Source organism: Massilia sp. PAMC28688, from assembly GCF_019443445.1.
Classification (GTDB): Bacteria; Pseudomonadota; Gammaproteobacteria; order Burkholderiales; family Burkholderiaceae_D; genus Telluria_A.
In genome coordinates this window covers 3209320-3225388 of sequence record NZ_CP080378.1, presented here as the reverse complement: position 1 = coordinate 3225388, position 16069 = coordinate 3209320, and the positions used below count along the sequence as shown (strand labels likewise).

The window sequence follows — 16069 nt, the reverse complement described above, 5'->3', positions numbered from 1 at the left end:
TGTGTATGCACAGTCCTGCGCCGTTCAAGGTTGCACCGTTGTTGTAATCGGATCAGGCACATGGCTGCGGAATTGGAAAGTCTGGATATTTAAGGATAAGTACTGGCAAGCTGGCGCGATTGGCCGGCTCGCCGGATGTTGGCGTCGATAACGCTTGTCGTTTTCGCCCGACCCGATGTAAGCCTCGCTCCCGGGGATATGCGATGGACGATGCCGCATATCGCTCGCGGTGCGATTGCTGGCTACGGTTTGGCTCACTGATTTGCTCACCGCCTGGCTTGGTCTGTGCCCCGGTTTTGACCGGTTTTGATCCAGAGAAGTTGCAGGTGATGCGTGCACTCGGCATGTCGATCGACCGCTACTAGCGCCCTGTTGCGGCCGCGATGCTTTTGCGTCGCTGCGCCGTGCGAAAAGGCATACCCTCCCCAGGCTCCCTGTCCCGCGTACATTCCCTGTACTTTTCGCCGCTAGCTACCAGAGCGGCACTGGAACGGCCCACGGGTCGCGGAGTTAATAAAAATGAAACGCATGTTGTTTAACGCTACGCAGCAGGAAGAATTGCGCGTAGCGATTGTCGACGGTCAGAAACTGATCGATATCGATATCGAAACCGCAGGTCGCGAACAGCGCAAGTCCAATATCTACAAAGGCGTCATCACCCGCATCGAGCCATCGCTCGAAGCGTGTTTTGTCAGCTACGGCGAAGACCGCCACGGCTTTTTGCCATTCAAGGAAGTGGCCCGCACCTATTTCCGCGAAGGCGTCGATGTGCGCAATGCGTCCATCAAGGATGCGCTGCGCGAAGGCCAGGAAATCATGGTCCAGGTCGAAAAAGAAGAACGCGGCAACAAGGGCGCGGCCCTCACCTCATTCATTTCCCTGGCCGGCCGTTATCTGGTCTTGATGCCGAATAACCCGCGCGGCGGCGGCGTATCGCGCCGGGTCGAAGGCGAAGAGCGCCAGGAATTGCGCGAAACGATGGATAAACTCGATCTGCCACAAGGCATGTCCGTCATTGCCCGCACCGCCGGCATTGGCCGCAATGTGGAAGAACTGCAGTGGGACTTGAATTACCTGATGCAGCTGTGGCGTGCCATTGAAGGCGCCGGCAAGCAGGGACACGGCGCTTTCCTCATTTATCAGGAATCGTCGCTCGTCATTCGCGCCATCCGCGATTACTTCCAGCCCGATATCGGCGAAATCCTGATCGATACCGACGATATCTACGAGCAGGCGCACCAGTTCATGGATCACGTGATGCCCGACATGGTGCACCGTGTAAAGCGCTACAGCGACGACGTGCCGCTGTTTTCGCGTTTCCAGATCGAACACCAGATTGAAACCGCGTATTCGCGCACCGTGCCACTGCCATCGGGCGGCGCCATCGTGATCGACCACACCGAGGCGCTCGTCTCGGTCGACGTCAACTCGGCCCGTGCCACGCGCGGCTCCGACATCGAAACCACGGCATTTAACACCAATTGCGAAGCGGCCGAAGAAGTGGCCCGCCAGTTGCGCCTGCGCGACCTGGGCGGCCTGATCGTGATCGACTTCATCGACATGGAAGTGGCCAAGAACCAGCGCGAAGTAGAACAGCGCCTGAAGGATGCCTTGCACCACGACCGTGCGCGCGTCCAGATGGGCAAGATTTCCCGCTTCGGCCTCATGGAACTGTCGCGCCAGCGCCTGCGTCCATCATTGTCCGAAGGCAGCCACGTGACCTGCCCGCGCTGCTCCGGCACCGGCCACATCCGTGACACGGAATCGTCCGCCCTGCAAGTGCTGCGCATCATCCAGGAAGAGGCAATGAAGGAAAATTCGGCCACCATCCACGTGCAGGTGCCCGTCGATGTTGCCGCTTTCCTCCTCAACGAAAAGCGCGGCGAAGTGCTCAAGATCGAAACGCGTCACCGCATCAACGTGATCCTGATCCCGAACAAGCATCTGGACACGCCGCACTACAAGCTCGAGCGTATCAAGCATGACGATCCGCGCCTTGAAGACGACCAGGCCAGCTACAGTCTGGCTGAAAAGGCCGAGACCGACATGGGTTACGCCAAGCGCGAAAAGGAAGAAGCCAAGCCGCGCCAGGAAGCCGTTGTCAAGACCATCACCCCGGCCAAGCCGGCACCCGTGGTTGACCGTACCGAAGCGCCGAAACCGGTGCTGGCACCTGCCCCCGTGATTGCGCCCGTCCAGGCAGCTCCCGTGGAGCAAGGTTTCTTTGCCAAGATGAAGAGCTTCTTCTTTGGCAAGGATGACGAGCCGGTGGCAAAGCCTGCCGTACCGGCCCTGGTCAAGGCGCCCGCTGCCGCGGCCCCCGCTCCGGAACGCAATGGCGAACGCAACAGCAACCGTGGTCCGCGCGGGCGCAACCGCAATGGCAAGCCGGGTGGCCGCGAGCGTGAAGAACGCGAGCCGGCCAAGGCTGGCCAGGACGAGACCGTCAAGGCAGCCGATGCCGAGAAGCCAGCCCGTCCGCCACGTACTCCACGTCCACCGCGTGAGCCACGCGAGCCGCGCGAAGGCGCAGACCTTGCAGCACCGGCCGCACCACGGGCCGAGCGTGGCGAGCGCGCTGAGCGCCCGGAACGCGCCGAGCGTCCTGAGCGTGGCGAACGTGCTGAACGTACACCACGCGCACCGCGCGAGCGTGCCGATTACCGCACGCCGGTGGCCGAGACCAAGAGCGATGAGCTGGCCGTTGAGCCCGTCGTTGCAGCGACAACAGGCTTTGCACCCGTAGCGGACGATGCTGTTGCAGTGCCAAAGATGATCACCACCATCGGACCGAACGGTGAGGAAATCGAAGTGGAAGCTGGCGGGGAAGAACCGCGCCGCCGCCGCCGCCGCGGTGGCCGCAACCGTAACCGCCGCGAGCGCGAAGGCGTGGAAGGCGCCGAGGGCATGGAAGCTGGCGACAACGACAGCGCCGACAATGACAATGAAGCCCCGGCAGTTGCCAGCTTCACCGTCAGCCCGGCCGATGACGGTGCCCCAGCACCAGTTGCTGCCGCGCCGGTCGTTACGCAGCAACAGGGGACAGCCGAGGCCGCCAACGCCGCATCGCCTGCCGCAGAGCTTCGCCGCGTCGACGCCGAGTTTGCACCGGAAGCTGCGCCGCAACGTGCCGAGCCGGTCGCGGCCCAAGCAGCGATGCAGGCTGCTCCTGTCGCGGTTGCTGCACCGGCACCTGCACCGGCGGCCGAGGAGCCAGCCGCGCCGGCAGCCATGGCGCCGGCCAGCTCGGTGGTGGAACAGACGATCTTTACCCCTGACGGTGGTGACGAGGTCAACGCTACTGCACCGATTGTGGAGCAGACCATGTTCACGCCAGATGCGGAAGCGGATCCGGAGCCGGCGCCAACGCCGGCACCGGTTGCTGCAGCCCCTGCGCCAATGGCTGCACCGGCACCCGCACCGGCACCAGCACAGGTGGCTGCACCTGCACCGGCGCCGGCACCTGCACCGGCGGCGGCACCTGCGCCAGCTGCCGCACCAGCCCAGGACTTGAACGAAATCCTGAGCTCGGCTGGCCTGACCCTGGCTGCCACCGATCCTGAAAAGCTGCGTGCAGCCCAGGAAGCGGCGGCCCAGGCGGCCCAGCCGGTTCGCGTGCCGCGCCAGCGCAAGCCGGCACCGCCGCCGGTGGACGAGCCGCTGGTTCAGATCGATACCCGCCAGTAATCACAGCGGCGTGTTACAAAAGGGAAGCCGTGTGCTTCCCTTTTTTTCGCAACCATCCCCTCCATGACAACGATCATCGCCCGCGACAAGCAGCCAGCTCCCGTTTCCCTGGCAGAAGCTTTTTGGTACTGGCTAAAACTCGGCTTCATCAGCTTTGGCGGCCCGGCCGGGCAAATTGCCCTCATGCACACCGAGCTGGTCGAGCGCCGCCGCTGGATCTCGGAACAGCGTTTCCTGCACGCTCTCAACTATTGCATGCTGCTGCCCGGTCCCGAAGCCACGCAGCTCGCCATCTACATCGGCTGGCTCATGCACAAGACGCGCGGCGGCATCATGGCAGGCGTGCTGTTCGTGCTGCCTTCCCTGCTCATCATCGTGGCCCTGGCGTGGATCTATCTGGTCTACGGCAGCCTGCCAGCGGTGGCGGGCGTGCTGTACGGCATCAAGCCGGCCATTGTTGCCGTGGTGCTTGCTGCTGCGTGGCGAATCGGCACACGCAGCCTCAAGAACCCGGTGTTGATCGCCATTGCCGTCCTGGCATTTCTCGCCATTGCCGTGTTGGCCATCCCGTTTCCGCTCATCGTGCTGACGGCGGCCATGATCGGCATGCTGGGTGGACGACTATTGCCTAAGTATTTCCAGGTGGGCGGTCACCATCCCGGAAAGCAGGTGTCATACGGTCTCGCCCTGATCGACGACAACACTCCCCCACCGGCCCACGCCGTCTTTTCCTGGACCGGCCTGGCGAAGGTAGCGCTGGTCGGGCTGGTGCTGGGCGGTGGCGCCTGGCTGGTCCTGGCGCAGCACTTCGGCGCCCACGGCACCCTGGCCCAGATGGGCTGGTTCTTCACCAAGGCTGCCATGATGACTTTCGGCGGCGCCTACGCGGTGCTGCCCTATGTGTACCAGGGCGGGGTCGAGCACTACCAGTGGCTCACGGCCACGCAAATGATTGACGGCCTGGCACTGGGCGAAACCACGCCTGGCCCATTGATCATGATCGTCGCCTTTGTCGGCTTTGTGGGCGCCTGGACCCACCAGGTGTTCGGCGCCAATGTGCTGCTGGCCGGCGCCGTGGGTGCCAGCGTGGCCACCTTTTTCACCTTCTTGCCATCGTTTTTGTTTATTCTCGCGGGCGGCCCCATGGTGGAAGCCACGCGCGACAATGTGCGCATGACGGCGCCACTGACCGCCATTTCGGCGGCGGTGGTGGGCGTGATCGTTAGTCTCGCCGTCTTCTTCGGCAGGCACGTGTTTTTCGCCAGCATCGTCCCCGACTGGACCGCGATTGCCATCAGCGCCGCCGCCTGCATCGCGCTGTTCCGTTTTAAGGTGGGGACCATCAAATTGATCGCCGCCTGTGCCCTTGCGGGCCTCGTGCTATCGTACTGGCATGGCTGAAAAAATCATTATGCTGGGCGACGCCCGTTCGCCCATGCCGCCCATCCCGGCGCACCTGGAGCCGCCCACCGGCCTGCTGGCCGACGCCCTGGCCCGGCCCCTGCACGACCTGCGCATTTCCGTCACCGACCGCTGCAACTTCCGCTGCGTGTACTGCATGCCCAAGGAAGTATTCGACAAGGATTATGCCTACCTGCCCCATGCGGCCCTGCTCTCGTTCGAGGAGATCACCCGCATCGCCTCCCTGTTCGTGGCCCATGGGGTGGAAAAGCTGCGCCTGACGGGCGGCGAGCCGCTGCTGCGCAAGGACCTGGAACGGCTGGTCGGCATGCTGGCGGCGCTGCGCACACCATCCGGGCGGCCGCTGGACCTGACGCTCACCACCAACGGCTCGCTGCTGGCCAAAAAGGCGCAGTCGCTCAAGGATGCGGGCCTGAATCGCGTCACGGTCTCGCTCGACGCGCTGGACGACGCCATTTTCCGGCGCATGAATGATGTGGACTTCGCCGTGGCCGACGTATTGGCGGGTATCGAAGCCGCGCACGCTGCAGGGCTCGGCCCCATCAAGGTCAACATGGTCGTCAAGGCCGGCATGAACGACCAGGAAATCATCCCCATGGCGCGCCACTTCATGGCAACACCCTACGTGCTGCGCTTCATTGAGTACATGGACGTGGGCGCCTCCAATGGCTGGAACCTGGCTGAAGTCATCCCCTCGGCCGAAGTGGTGCGCCGCATCACAGCCGCCGGCATGCCGCTCACGGCCATCGGCGCCAACTACACAGGCGAGACGGCGGCGCGCTGGCGCCATGCCAGCGGCGGGGAAATCGGCGTGATCTCCAGCGTCACCCAGGCTTTTTGCAGCGACTGCTCGCGCGCGCGGCTGTCCACCGAAGGCAAGCTGTTCACCTGCCTGTTCGCGACCCGCGGCCACGACCTGCGCGCCTTGCTGCGCGCCGGCCACAGCGATGCCGAGATGTCGGCAGCGATTGGCGCGCTATGGCGCGTGCGCTCCGACCGCTATTCCGAAACGCGCACCATCAACACGGCCGGGCTGGAACGCAAGGTCGAAATGTCCTACATCGGCGGTTGATTTGTGCAGATGTGGTATATATCATCGTAATATATCAACCGTGGGGACATGTGATGGCAACAGCAAAAGTGTTTATGTCAGGTAGAAGCCAGGCTGTGCGTTTGCCGAAGGAATTTCGCGTGGGCGTGACCGAACTCGCCATCACAAGAATCGGCCGGTCGCTGGTCCTCACACCGAAAGATCCCCAGTGGTCCGATTTCTTCGACATGCTGCAGCACTTTGACGACACTGCGCCTGTCGAACGTAATCAGCCCCAGGAACAACAGCAGCGAGACTGGTAGTCAAGTGAAATTTATGCTCGATACCAATATTCTCATCTACCTGATCAAGCAAAAGCCTGCACAGGTGATGCGACGATTCTCCACCCACGCGCTGACAGATATCAGCGTGTCCAGCATATCAGTTGCCGAACTGGAATTTGGCGTGACGAAAAGTGGCTCAACGCGCAATCAGGAAGCGCTTCATGGGTGGCTGCAACTGTTGCATCGGCCAGCTTTTGACGACCATGCTGCGCATACCTACGGTCTCCTCCGCACTGCACTCGAAGCAAACGGTACACCGATCGGTCCGCTTGATACCCTGATTGCCGCGCATGCAATGGCATTGGACATGACTCTGGTCACCAATAATGTCAGGGAGTTCTCACGGGTGCCCGGCCTCTTGATTGAGGATTGGACAAAGGCGTGAGCAATGTTACCGGACTGATCCTGGCCGGCGGCCGCGGCAGCCGCATGGGCCACGTGGACAAGGGGTTGCAGCCGTTTCGGGGCATGCCGATGGCCGCGCATGTGGTGGCCCGCCTGGCGCCGCAGGTCGCGCACATCGCCATCAACGCCAACCAGAATCACGACGCCTACGCAGCCTTCGGCGTGCCCGTGTGGGCTGACGACCTGGCCGGATTCGAAGGCCCGCTCGCCGGCCTGGAAACCGGCTTGCGCCGCTGCCCTACGGACCTCATGGTGACGGCGCCGTGCGACTCGCCATTTCTGCCACACGACCTGGTGGCGCGCCTGCACGCGGCAATGACAAGGGAAAACGCCGATCTCGCGCTGGCCGAAACCGAAGAAGCAGATGAGGATGGCGCGCTGCGCATCCAGCCGCACCCGGTGTTCGCCCTGGTACGGCGCGCGGTGCTGCCGCAGCTTTCGGCCTACCTGCAGCAGGGCGGCCGGCGCATGGACGGCTGGTACGGCAGCATCCGCGTGGTTCACGTGCGCTTTGATGACGCCAGCGCCTTTCGCAACATCAACACGCTGCGCGAGCTGCAGCAATTCGAAGAAGAATGATGCCCCTCCTTTCAGACGTCACCAGCTGCCTGTCTTCCTACGACCCTGATGCCCTGCCGGTGCGCGATGCCCAACGCATCATCAACGATTTTCTTGAGCCCGTTCGCGAGACTGAAACGGTGGCACTGCTGTCAGCGCTGGGCCGCGTGCTGGCCCAGGACATCATCTCGCCCATCAGCGTGCCGGCGCACGACAACTCGGCCATGGATGGTTTTGCCTTCCGCGGCGCCGACCTGGACCCGGCCGCTCCCACCACACTGGCAGTCGTCGGCACGGTGTATGCAGGCCGGCCGTCGAACGCCGCGCCACAGGCCGGCCAGTGCGTGCGCATCATGACCGGTGGCGTCATGCCGGCCGGCTGCGACACCGTCATCCCGCAGGAGCACTGCGCCGCGATCAGCGACGACAGCGTGACAATCAGGCCGGGCACATTGGCCACCGGCGACAACCGCCGCTTTGCCGGCGAAGACCTGATGGCCGGGCGCCCTGCACTGGAAGGCGGCCGCGTCATCGGCCCGGCCGACCTGGGCCTGCTGGCGTCACTGGGCATCGCCACCATTCCCGTCACACGGCGCCTGCGCGTGGCGTTCTTCTCCACCGGTGACGAGCTACGTTCCATCGGAGAGCCGCTCGATGCCGGCTGCGTCTACGACAGCAACCGCTATACCCTGTTTGGCATGCTGACGCGCCTGGGCTGCGAGATCATCGACATGGGCATCGTGCGCGATGAACCGCAGGCGCTGGAAGACGCGCTTCGCAGCGCCTGCGCCAGCGCCGACGCCATCGTCACCTCCGGCGGTGTGTCGGTTGGCGCGGCTGACTATACGCGCCAGATCATGGCCGAACTGGGCGACGTCACGTTCTGGAAAATCGGCATGCGGCCCGGCCGACCGCTGGCATTTGGCCGCATCAGCTCCGATGGCAAAAGCGCCTTCCTGTTTGGCCTGCCGGGCAACCCGGTAGCGGTCATGGTGTCGTTCTACTTTTTTGCGCGCGCCGCGCTGCTGCGCATGATGGGCGCCAACGCACCGGTCGAGATGGTGAAAGTGAAGTCGGCAGCGGCAATCCGCAAGAAGCCTGGCCGCACCGAGTACCAGCGCGGCATCATGTCCACCGATGCCGGGGGCAATCAAACCGTGCGCATCACCGGCTCGCAAGGCTCCGGCATCCTGCGCTCCATGACCGAGGCGAACTGCATGGTGGTGCTGCATGATGAGCAAGGCAACGTCAGCGCCGGGGACATGGTCGACATCATCCTGTTCTCCGGCCTGATGTAACCGCGCGTGACGGCGGACCTCCAGCGCCATCGGGCCCACGCCCGGCAAGCCAGCGATGTTGTCGTAGGCGAGGTGCGCTATGCGCCCCTCAAGTCCGTGTGGATTACGTCGATGGTGCTGGCGGCGGTCATGGGAGGCGCCCTCACCATCAGCGCGGGCGCTATGGTCCTGTTCGTGGTCACCACCGCTGTGGTGCTCCTGTTTGGCCATTCGCTGGGCCATCACCGCCGCCTGATCCACGGGAGCTATGACTGCCCGCAATGGCTGGAGTACCTGTTCGTCTACCTCGGCGTGCTGGTGGGCCTGGCGGGACCACTTGGCATGCTGCGCCAGCACGAGCTGCGCGACTTTGCGCAGCGCCACCCGCGCTGCCACGACTATCTGCGCCACGGCAGCGGCATGCTGCGTGACGCCTGGTGGCAGCTCCATTGCGACCTGCATCTGCGCCATGCGCCGCGCATTGACATCGAGCCCGTGATTGCCAACAATCGTTTTTACCAGTTCCTGGAACGCACCTGGATGCTGCAGCAGCTGCCGGTCGCCCTGCTCTTTTTTGCCTGGGGCGGCTGGGGCTTTGTCTTCTGGGGCGTGTGCGCACGTGTGTCGGCCGGGGTGCTTGGCCATTGGCTGATCGGCTACTTCGCCCACAATCACGGCGCCCTGCCCTTCCCGCTCGAAGGCGCGGCCGTTCAGGGCAGGAACCTGCGCTTCGTCTCCCTGCTGACAATGGGCGAGAGCTGGCATAACAATCACCACGCCTTCCCCGAATCCGCCCGGCTTGGGATGGCACCAGGTGAATGGGACCCAGGCTGGTGGATGCTGCGCTTGCTGCAAGGCGCCGGCCTCGCGTGGAACCTGATCACACCTGACCAACTGAAAGCACGACGATGATCGACACCGAAATCAATCCCGACGCCCGCCTATGGCCGTTTAGCCGCTGGTATCCGGTGATCGCGGGAGCCGTGACTGGTCTGATCCTGCGCATAGGATTATTTAACGACGCGCCGGGTGAAATGATGAGCGCGATGGCCGCCGCCTTTATTTATGCCGGCCCGCTGGCCATCAGCGCAGTTGCCGTGTATGTGGCGGAGCGCCAGGCGCGGCGCAGCTGGAAATACTACGCGTGGCTTGGGTCGCGCGCCAATGGCTGGGCGGTCCTTGCGGCGCTGGCCGTCACGATCGAAGGCTTGATTTGCGCCATCGTCATCGTCCCGCTGTTCATGGTGATTGGGGCGGCAGGTGGGTTGGCCATGGGCGCGATCTGTCAGCGCACCAACTGGCCGCGCAGCTCAGTCTATGGATTCGCAGCTTTGCCGCTGATCCTCGCAGTCGTGCTGCCGGCAGGCGCCGGCGATACGCACATCGGCCACAGCATGCGCAGTGTCGTGATCAAGGCTCCTGCTGCCCAGGTATGGCATGAGCTGCATAACGCCGCCGCCATCGAAGCAGATGAAGTGGACAGGGCATGGATGTACAGAATCGGCGTACCGCTGCCCGAATCGGGCGTCACCCGCCAGGTCGGCGAGACGCTGGTGCGCGACGTCAGGATGGGCAAGTCGATTCATTTCGCGCAGGTGGCCAGCGAGTGGCGCGAAAACAGCTACGTCAAGTGGCATTACCGCTTCGAACCGGACTCCATTCCAGCCGGCGCCCTGGACGACCACGTGAAAATCGGCGGCCACTATTTTGACGTGGTCGATACCATCTACACGCTCACACCAAAAGGCGATGCCACGGAACTGACCATCAGCATGCACTACCGCGTGAGCACCCAGTTCAACTGGTACGCCACACGTGTGGCCGACCTGCTGTTCAACAATTTTGAAAAAGTGATCCTGGAGTTCTACGCGCGCCGGGCCGAAGCGGCATTCACGCGCGCTAGCAGTCTTCCTGCTCCACACCCAGCATCTGCTGGCTTGCCTCGGCAGGCAGCGCTTCCACGGACTTGAGTTTTTTCTCCATCTGCCGCGTGCGGGTCTGGGCCGATTCGATACTCTTGGCCGCACGTTCAAGGTTGGTTTTGGTCTGCGCAAGCGCGTCGCCAAACTTGCCGAACTCGGTCTTGACAGCGCCCAGCACCTGCCACACCTCCGACGAACGCTTTTCCAGCGCCAGCGTACGGAAACCCATCTGCAAGCTGTTCAGGATGGCCGACAAGGTCGACGGCCCCGCAATCGACACCCGCAATGAACGCTGCAAATCGTCGGCCAGGCCGGGCCTGCGCATGACTTCCGCGTACAGGCCTTCGGTCGGCAGGAACAGAATGGCAAAGTCGGTCGTCTGGGGCGGCGACACATACTTTTCGCAGATGGTTTTTGCTTCCAGCCGCACCGCGCGTTCCAGTTCGCGCCCGCCAGCGGCGACGCCTTCGGCATCGGCCCGTTCTGCCGCATCGACCAGGCGCTCGTACTGCTCCTTGGGGAACTTGGCATCAATCGGCAGCCACACCGGCACGCCGCTGTCGGACTGCCCCGGCAGCCGGATCGCAAATTCCACCCGCGCGCCGCTGCCTGCCACCGTCTCCACATTGGCGGCGTATTGATCGACCGTCAGCACCTGCTCGAGCAGCATCCCCAGCTGCACTTCGCCCCAGGTGCCGCGCGTCTTGACATTGGTGAGCACGCGTTTGAGGTCGCCCACGCCGATGGCCAGCTGCTGCATTTCACCCAGGCCCTGGTGCACCTTTTCCAGACGGTCGGAGACATGGCGGAATGACTCGGTCAGACGCGTTTCCAGCGTGGCGTGCAGTTTTTCGTCAACCGTCTTGCGCATTTCTTCCAGGCGCATGGCGTTGTCGGTCTGCAGGTCGCGGATCTTCACTTCCAGCGTGGAGCGTACTTCCTGCATACGCTGCGCATTCGATTCCGTCAGCGCATGCAAAGTGTGCTGCATGGTCTCGGCAAAGCGGTTCAGCGCCAGCGACTGCTCTTCGCGGCTGGTGGTGCCCGCCAGGTGGATCTGCTGGCGCATGCTGTCAAGCTGCTGCACCGTGGCGCCGTGGTACTGCGCCAGGGTGGCCGCCAGCTCCTGGCGCGTGCCCTGCGCCCCACCCTGCATTTCGCGGCGCAGTTCGCGCTCCAGGTTTGCCAAAGGCGCCCCCATGCGCGCACGCAGCATGGACACCAGCAGCAGCGCAATCGCCACCACCAGTGCCCCCATCAAGAGCAGAAATTGCGTGTTGGTCATCTCAGTCGGCCTTGTTGCGCATCCAGTCGGCCGTCTGGTAAAACGATTCCATCAATCGCAGGCGCAGGTTTTCCTCGATGCCGATATCTTCCATGGCCCAGGCCATGGCGCGCAGCCACTGGTCGCGCTCGGACGAACCGATGGCAAACGGCAGGTGGCGCGCGCGCAGGCGCGGGTGGCCGTAGCGCTCCACGAACAGGTCCGGCCCGCCCATCCAGCCCGACAGGAACATGAACAGCTTGTCGCGCGAACTGTCGTTGGGCTTCGGATGCAGGGCGTGGATGCCGGCAAACTCCGGCTCCAGTTCCATGAGGTCGTAGAAGCGGTCGACCAGTTCGCGCACGCGCGCCTCGCCGCCGATTACACTGTATAAAGTCTGTTGATTGCTCGATTCGTCCATGCCGCCATCATACCAGCGTGAGACGCCGCCCGCGCCGGGTCGAGGACCAGCTGTCCAGGTCCACCTCCTCGCGCATGTCGGCGCAGGCGCGCAGCAGGCGCGCTTCTTCGTCGCGCGTGAGGCTGGCGTTGAGCGTCAGGCGCACCAGCGAGCGGTTTTTCGCGGTGGCGGGAGCGCAGAACACGGCGCCATACACGCCCCGCCTTTCCAGCGCCTTGCGCAGCGCCAGCGTTTTCGGCTCCGGCCCCGCTTCCAGCGCAATGATCTGCTCGGTGCCATCGTCGACGTTGTAACCGAGCTCGCGCAGGCCGGCCCGTACCCGGCGTGCGCTCGCGTGCAGGGCAGCGCGCCGTTCATCGGCAGTGGCGATGAAGTCAAGCGCCGCGTCGAACCAGGCCAGTTCATGCTCGAGCAGGCAGGAGCTGAAAATGGCAGGGCGTGAGGCCGACAGGAAGTAACCCTTGAAGTGGCTGGAACAGGTGATGAGCCCTGCGCGCCCGGCGAATGCCTTGGCCAGGGACGCGGTGCGGAAATGCACGCGCTCGGCGAGGCCCAGCTCCACCACCAGGCCGGCGCCGCGCGGGCCGTGGGTACCCAGCGAATGGGACTCGTCCACCACCAGGATCGATCCGCTGCGCTCGGCCACTTCCACCATCGCGTGCAGGGGCGCGATGCTGCCGTTGGTGCTGTACAGGGCATCCACCACGATCACGCCGGCGCCGTGCTTTGCCACCTGGCGCGCCAGGTGCTCGGGATCGTTGTGAACGAAGGGCACGCCGATGGCCTGGGCCGACTGCACGCCTTCCCACAGCGAGGCATGGGCCAGCATATCCAGGTAGACCGGCACGCCGGGCCCGGCAATTGTTTGCAGCAGGCCGACATTGGCGGCCCAGCCGGATTGGGCCAGCACGCCATTTTCAGCGCCCATGAAGGCGGCCAGTTTGGCTTCCAGCCTGTGCTGGGTGCTACCTTCCTGCAGGAAGACGGAGGACATCAGCATGCCCGTCTGGCTGCCCAGCAGGCAGCGGGCCTGGGCCGCCAGCAGAGCGGGCTCCTGGGCGATGCACAGGTAGTCATTCCCGGCCAGCATGATCGCGCCGGCGCCGGCCGGCTGCCAGACATGCATGTGCTCGCCGCCGAGCAGCTGTTGTACGCGCGTCACATAGTGCTCATCCATGCGGCGGGTGACAAAAGCAGGCATGCGCTGCTCGGCTGGCATAGGGAAAAAGGCGGGTTTGGCGGCAGTATGGGTCATGGTTTTCTCTCCAGAAAAATTTTCATTTTCTGCCGGAGATCATTAGCTTCCGAGCAACATCAACAGGTGTTGATCTAGATCAAACCGAACCTTTCCTCACCGCTACAATATGGCGTTTGATGCGAATCAATTGAGAAATATCAAGAACATACGAGACGGCTTCATGGGCACATTGACCCGCTTTCCCGGACAGACCGTCCTGGCGCTGCAGCAAAATTTTGTGCGCGCCTTCCTGCGCCACGAACGCAAATTTGACCGCGAGACCTGGCGCTTCATCGTGCTGTCGTGGGTTGGCTGCATTGGCATGCCCGCCTATTACCTGATCTGGACTTACTGGTTCCCCCAGCCCTACGACAATCTGCTGCTGCGCCTGGTGGGCATGGCCCTGTGCCTGCCGGCGCCGTGGGCCAATGACCTGTTCAAGGGCCGCTGGCGCGATGCTTACTTTGCCTTTGCCGTCACCTACGTGCTGCCGTTTCAGTTCACCTTCCTGTACCTGATGAATGCTGGCTCGCTCGTGTGGGCGCAGTCGCTGCTCATTTCCCTGATCGTCCTGTTTCATTTCCCGTTTCGCTGTGCTCTCTTCAGCCTGGCCGCCGGCGTGGCCGCCGCCTGCGCGCTGTTTGCGGTGCTGGGCGACCCGGCCTTTCTGCTACGCCGCGAAGTACTCGAGCATCTGCCAATCTATGCCTTCACCATCGTCGTCATTTCGCTGGCCAAGGAAGGGCGGCGCGTGCTGGCCAATGAAAAGCTGGCCGGCATGGCGCAGGCGCTGGCCACCGTGTCGCACGAACTGCGCACGCCTTTGGTGAGCGTGGACGCCAATGTGCGCGGAATTAACCGCCGCATCGCTTCAGGACGTGACCCATCAGCTGCCGACTGGCACGCGCTGGCTGAAGCGATGGGCCGCATCCAGCATGAAGTGCGCCACATGAACCACATGGTGGACCTGTTCCTGCTCTCCGCCAGCGCCGTGCGCCAGCAGCTCGAAGCCGATGAACAGGTATCGATGCAATCGGTGGTCGAAGCGGTGATCAGGCGCTACCCGTTTGCGACCCAGTCCCAGCGCGACGCGGTGAGGGTCGACGTGCGCGCCGACTTTACTTTCGCAGGCCGCCATGAACTGTCCGTGGTCATCCTTTTGAACCTGCTGCGCAACTCGCTCAAGGCGCTGCAGCGGGCGGGCAAGGGACGCATCCGCATCATCATCGACGGCAATCATGCCAGGCCGCGCCTGCTCTTTATCGATACCGGGTGCGGAATCCCGGCGGCCCGGCTGCCGCTGATTTTCCAGCGCTTCTACTCGTATCCGGCCAATTCCGGTTCCGGCATCGGGCTGGCGCTGTGCAAGGAGATCATGGATGCCTGGCATGCCCGCATCATCTGCAAGTCGCGCGAACAGGCCTACACCATGTTCGTGCTCGAATTTCCCAGGCCGCGCCCCGCCCCTGCACCCCGCGTATTCCCCCACCAGGAACCACTTTCATGAGTCTCCCGATCTACCATCATCCCAGCCTGACCGTCCTGATTGACGACAGCGACAGCTTTTTGAAAAGCCTCTCATTCCAGCTTGACCCGGCCCTGGCCAGCAAGGCCTTTCACGATACCCGCGCCGCCCTGGAATGGCTGCAGGAACGGGGCGAACAACTCGGCAATGGCCTGCATCCGACTTACGACACCTATCCGCGCTCGCACGAAGAATGCAGCGTCGCCTTTGACATCGACCAGATCCACCGTATCAGCTTCAAGCGCCAGCGCTTCCTCACGCCCTCGGTGGTGGTCGTTGACTACTCGATGCCGCAAATGAATGGCGTGGAATTGTGCGAGGCGCTGCGCGCCCTGCCCTGCAAAAAAATCCTGTTTACAGGCGTGGCCGACGAAAAGGTGGCGGTCGATGCCTTCAACCGTGGCCTGATCGACCGCTATATCAAAAAGAGCGACGACGATGCGCTCGACCGGCTGGAAAGCGAAATCACAGCACTGCAGGATGAATATTTCGCTGCCCGCTCCGGCCCCCTGCGCGACATGCTGGCCGTGAACAACTATGGTTTCGTGAGCGATCCGGCCTTTGTGGCGCTGGTGCGGGACTTGATCCGGGAGCACGGCATCGTCGAGCACTACGTGTATTCCAGCCCGGCCGGCATCCTCATGTACAACAGCGATGGCGCGGCCAAGCTGCTGGTGGTGGAGACCGAAGCGAGCATGGATTCGCACTACGAGGTGGCCTGCGACAACGACGCCCCCACTTCCCTGCTGGACGCGCTGCGCGAGCGCTGCATCATCCCCTGGTTCCGCGATGGCGACGGCATGTTCTCGCGCGACTTTTCACAAGGGTGGCACAAGTACATCGCGCCGGCCCAGATCTGCCGCGGCAAGCAGGATTATTACTGGGCGCTGTTCGACCTGGCGCCGGGCGAACTGGCGGAACCGGCCAGCTCGTTCTCCCAATTCTTGCGCGAGCGCGCCAGCGCCGGCTGAAGCTGA

14 protein-coding genes are annotated in these 16069 nt (G+C 63.4%); 11 read left to right on the top strand and 3 right to left on the bottom strand.

Annotated features, from left to right (window positions below):
- Positions 1-519: 519 nt before the first annotated feature.
- The 9 genes from KY495_RS14395 (at position 520) to KY495_RS14355 (ending at position 10693) form a co-directional block, all read left to right on the top strand.
- Positions 520-3687 (top strand): Rne/Rng family ribonuclease, encoded by a 3168-nt coding sequence (locus KY495_RS14395; protein WP_219880091.1) that lies wholly within the window; start codon positions 520-522, stop codon positions 3685-3687.
- A gap of 63 nt (positions 3688-3750) precedes the next feature.
- Positions 3751-5088 carry a chromate efflux transporter gene (chrA, locus tag KY495_RS14390; RefSeq protein WP_219880090.1) on the top strand — a complete coding sequence of 446 codons (1338 nt, stop codon included), beginning with the start codon at positions 3751-3753 and terminating at the stop codon, positions 5086-5088.
- Positions 5081-6181, top strand: coding sequence for a GTP 3',8-cyclase MoaA (gene moaA, locus KY495_RS14385; protein WP_219880089.1), 1101 nt, complete (start codon positions 5081-5083; stop codon positions 6179-6181). Before chrA ends, moaA begins: the two co-directional genes overlap by 8 nt.
- A gap of 53 nt (positions 6182-6234) precedes the next feature.
- Positions 6235-6462 (top strand): antitoxin, encoded by a 228-nt coding sequence (locus tag KY495_RS14380; RefSeq protein ID WP_219880088.1) that lies wholly within the window; start codon positions 6235-6237, stop codon positions 6460-6462.
- Positions 6463-6475: 13 nt separating this feature from the next.
- The gene (locus KY495_RS14375) at positions 6476-6868 is read left to right on the top strand and encodes a type II toxin-antitoxin system VapC family toxin (protein WP_219880087.1); all 393 of its coding nucleotides are present in this window, start codon (positions 6476-6478) and stop codon (positions 6866-6868) included.
- On the top strand, positions 6865-7467 hold the full coding sequence (gene mobA, locus KY495_RS14370; protein ID WP_229518305.1) for a molybdenum cofactor guanylyltransferase MobA: 603 nt from the start codon (positions 6865-6867) through the stop codon (positions 7465-7467). Before KY495_RS14375 ends, mobA begins: the two co-directional genes overlap by 4 nt.
- The gene (gene glp, locus KY495_RS14365; RefSeq protein ID WP_219880086.1) at positions 7464-8744 is read left to right on the top strand and encodes a gephyrin-like molybdotransferase Glp; all 1281 of its coding nucleotides are present in this window, start codon (positions 7464-7466) and stop codon (positions 8742-8744) included. Before mobA ends, glp begins: the two co-directional genes overlap by 4 nt.
- 6 nt (positions 8745-8750) lie before the next feature.
- On the top strand, positions 8751-9635 hold the full coding sequence (locus KY495_RS14360) for an acyl-CoA desaturase (RefSeq protein ID WP_229518304.1): 885 nt from the start codon (positions 8751-8753) through the stop codon (positions 9633-9635).
- Positions 9632-10693 (top strand): SRPBCC domain-containing protein, encoded by a 1062-nt coding sequence (locus KY495_RS14355; RefSeq protein ID WP_219880085.1) that lies wholly within the window; start codon positions 9632-9634, stop codon positions 10691-10693. The genes KY495_RS14360 and KY495_RS14355 overlap by 4 nt, the downstream gene beginning before the upstream one ends.
- Here KY495_RS14355 and KY495_RS14350 read toward each other — a convergent pair.
- From KY495_RS14350 to cqsA, 3 genes are read right to left on the bottom strand one after another with little or no spacing between them, the layout of a single operon-like run.
- On the bottom strand, positions 10623-11930 hold the full coding sequence (locus KY495_RS14350) for a DNA recombination protein RmuC (RefSeq protein ID WP_219880084.1): 1308 nt from the start codon (positions 11928-11930) through the stop codon (positions 10623-10625). The genes KY495_RS14355 and KY495_RS14350 overlap by 71 nt on opposite strands.
- 1 nt (position 11931) lies before the next feature.
- Positions 11932-12330: a group II truncated hemoglobin gene (locus tag KY495_RS14345; protein WP_219880083.1), complete on the bottom strand. Its 399-nt coding sequence runs from the start codon at positions 12328-12330 to the stop codon at positions 11932-11934.
- 7 nt (positions 12331-12337) lie between these two features.
- Positions 12338-13585 (bottom strand): alpha-hydroxyketone-type quorum-sensing autoinducer synthase, encoded by a 1248-nt coding sequence (gene cqsA, locus KY495_RS14340; RefSeq protein ID WP_219880082.1) that lies wholly within the window; start codon positions 13583-13585, stop codon positions 12338-12340.
- Between the two features lie 163 nt (positions 13586-13748).
- On the opposite strand from cqsA, the gene KY495_RS14335 reads away from it, so the two are divergent.
- Positions 13749-15074 carry a HAMP domain-containing sensor histidine kinase gene (locus KY495_RS14335; RefSeq protein WP_219880081.1) on the top strand — a complete coding sequence of 442 codons (1326 nt, stop codon included), beginning with the start codon at positions 13749-13751 and terminating at the stop codon, positions 15072-15074.
- On the top strand, positions 15071-16063 hold the full coding sequence (locus tag KY495_RS14330; RefSeq protein WP_219880080.1) for a response regulator: 993 nt from the start codon (positions 15071-15073) through the stop codon (positions 16061-16063). The genes KY495_RS14335 and KY495_RS14330 overlap by 4 nt, the downstream gene beginning before the upstream one ends.
- Positions 16064-16069 lie beyond the last annotated feature (6 nt).

Coding starts and splice junctions, on each gene's coding strand:
- KY495_RS14395 (WP_219880091.1), top strand. CDS start 520: ATGAAACGCATGTTGTTTAACGCTACGCAGCAGGAAGAATTGCGCGTA.
- chrA (WP_219880090.1), top strand. CDS start 3,751: ATGACAACGATCATCGCCCGCGACAAGCAGCCAGCTCCCGTTTCCCTG.
- moaA (WP_219880089.1), top strand. CDS start 5,081: ATGGCTGAAAAAATCATTATGCTGGGCGACGCCCGTTCGCCCATGCCG.
- KY495_RS14380 (WP_219880088.1), top strand. CDS start 6,235: ATGGCAACAGCAAAAGTGTTTATGTCAGGTAGAAGCCAGGCTGTGCGT.
- KY495_RS14375 (WP_219880087.1), top strand. CDS start 6,476: ATGCTCGATACCAATATTCTCATCTACCTGATCAAGCAAAAGCCTGCA.
- glp (WP_219880086.1), top strand. CDS start 7,464: ATGATGCCCCTCCTTTCAGACGTCACCAGCTGCCTGTCTTCCTACGAC.
- KY495_RS14355 (WP_219880085.1), top strand. CDS start 9,632: ATGATCGACACCGAAATCAATCCCGACGCCCGCCTATGGCCGTTTAGC.
- KY495_RS14350 (WP_219880084.1), bottom strand. CDS start 11,930: ATGACCAACACGCAATTTCTGCTCTTGATGGGGGCACTGGTGGTGGCG.
- KY495_RS14345 (WP_219880083.1), bottom strand. CDS start 12,330: ATGGACGAATCGAGCAATCAACAGACTTTATACAGTGTAATCGGCGGC.
- cqsA (WP_219880082.1), bottom strand. CDS start 13,585: ATGACCCATACTGCCGCCAAACCCGCCTTTTTCCCTATGCCAGCCGAG.
- KY495_RS14335 (WP_219880081.1), top strand. CDS start 13,749: ATGGGCACATTGACCCGCTTTCCCGGACAGACCGTCCTGGCGCTGCAG.
- KY495_RS14330 (WP_219880080.1), top strand. CDS start 15,071: ATGAGTCTCCCGATCTACCATCATCCCAGCCTGACCGTCCTGATTGAC.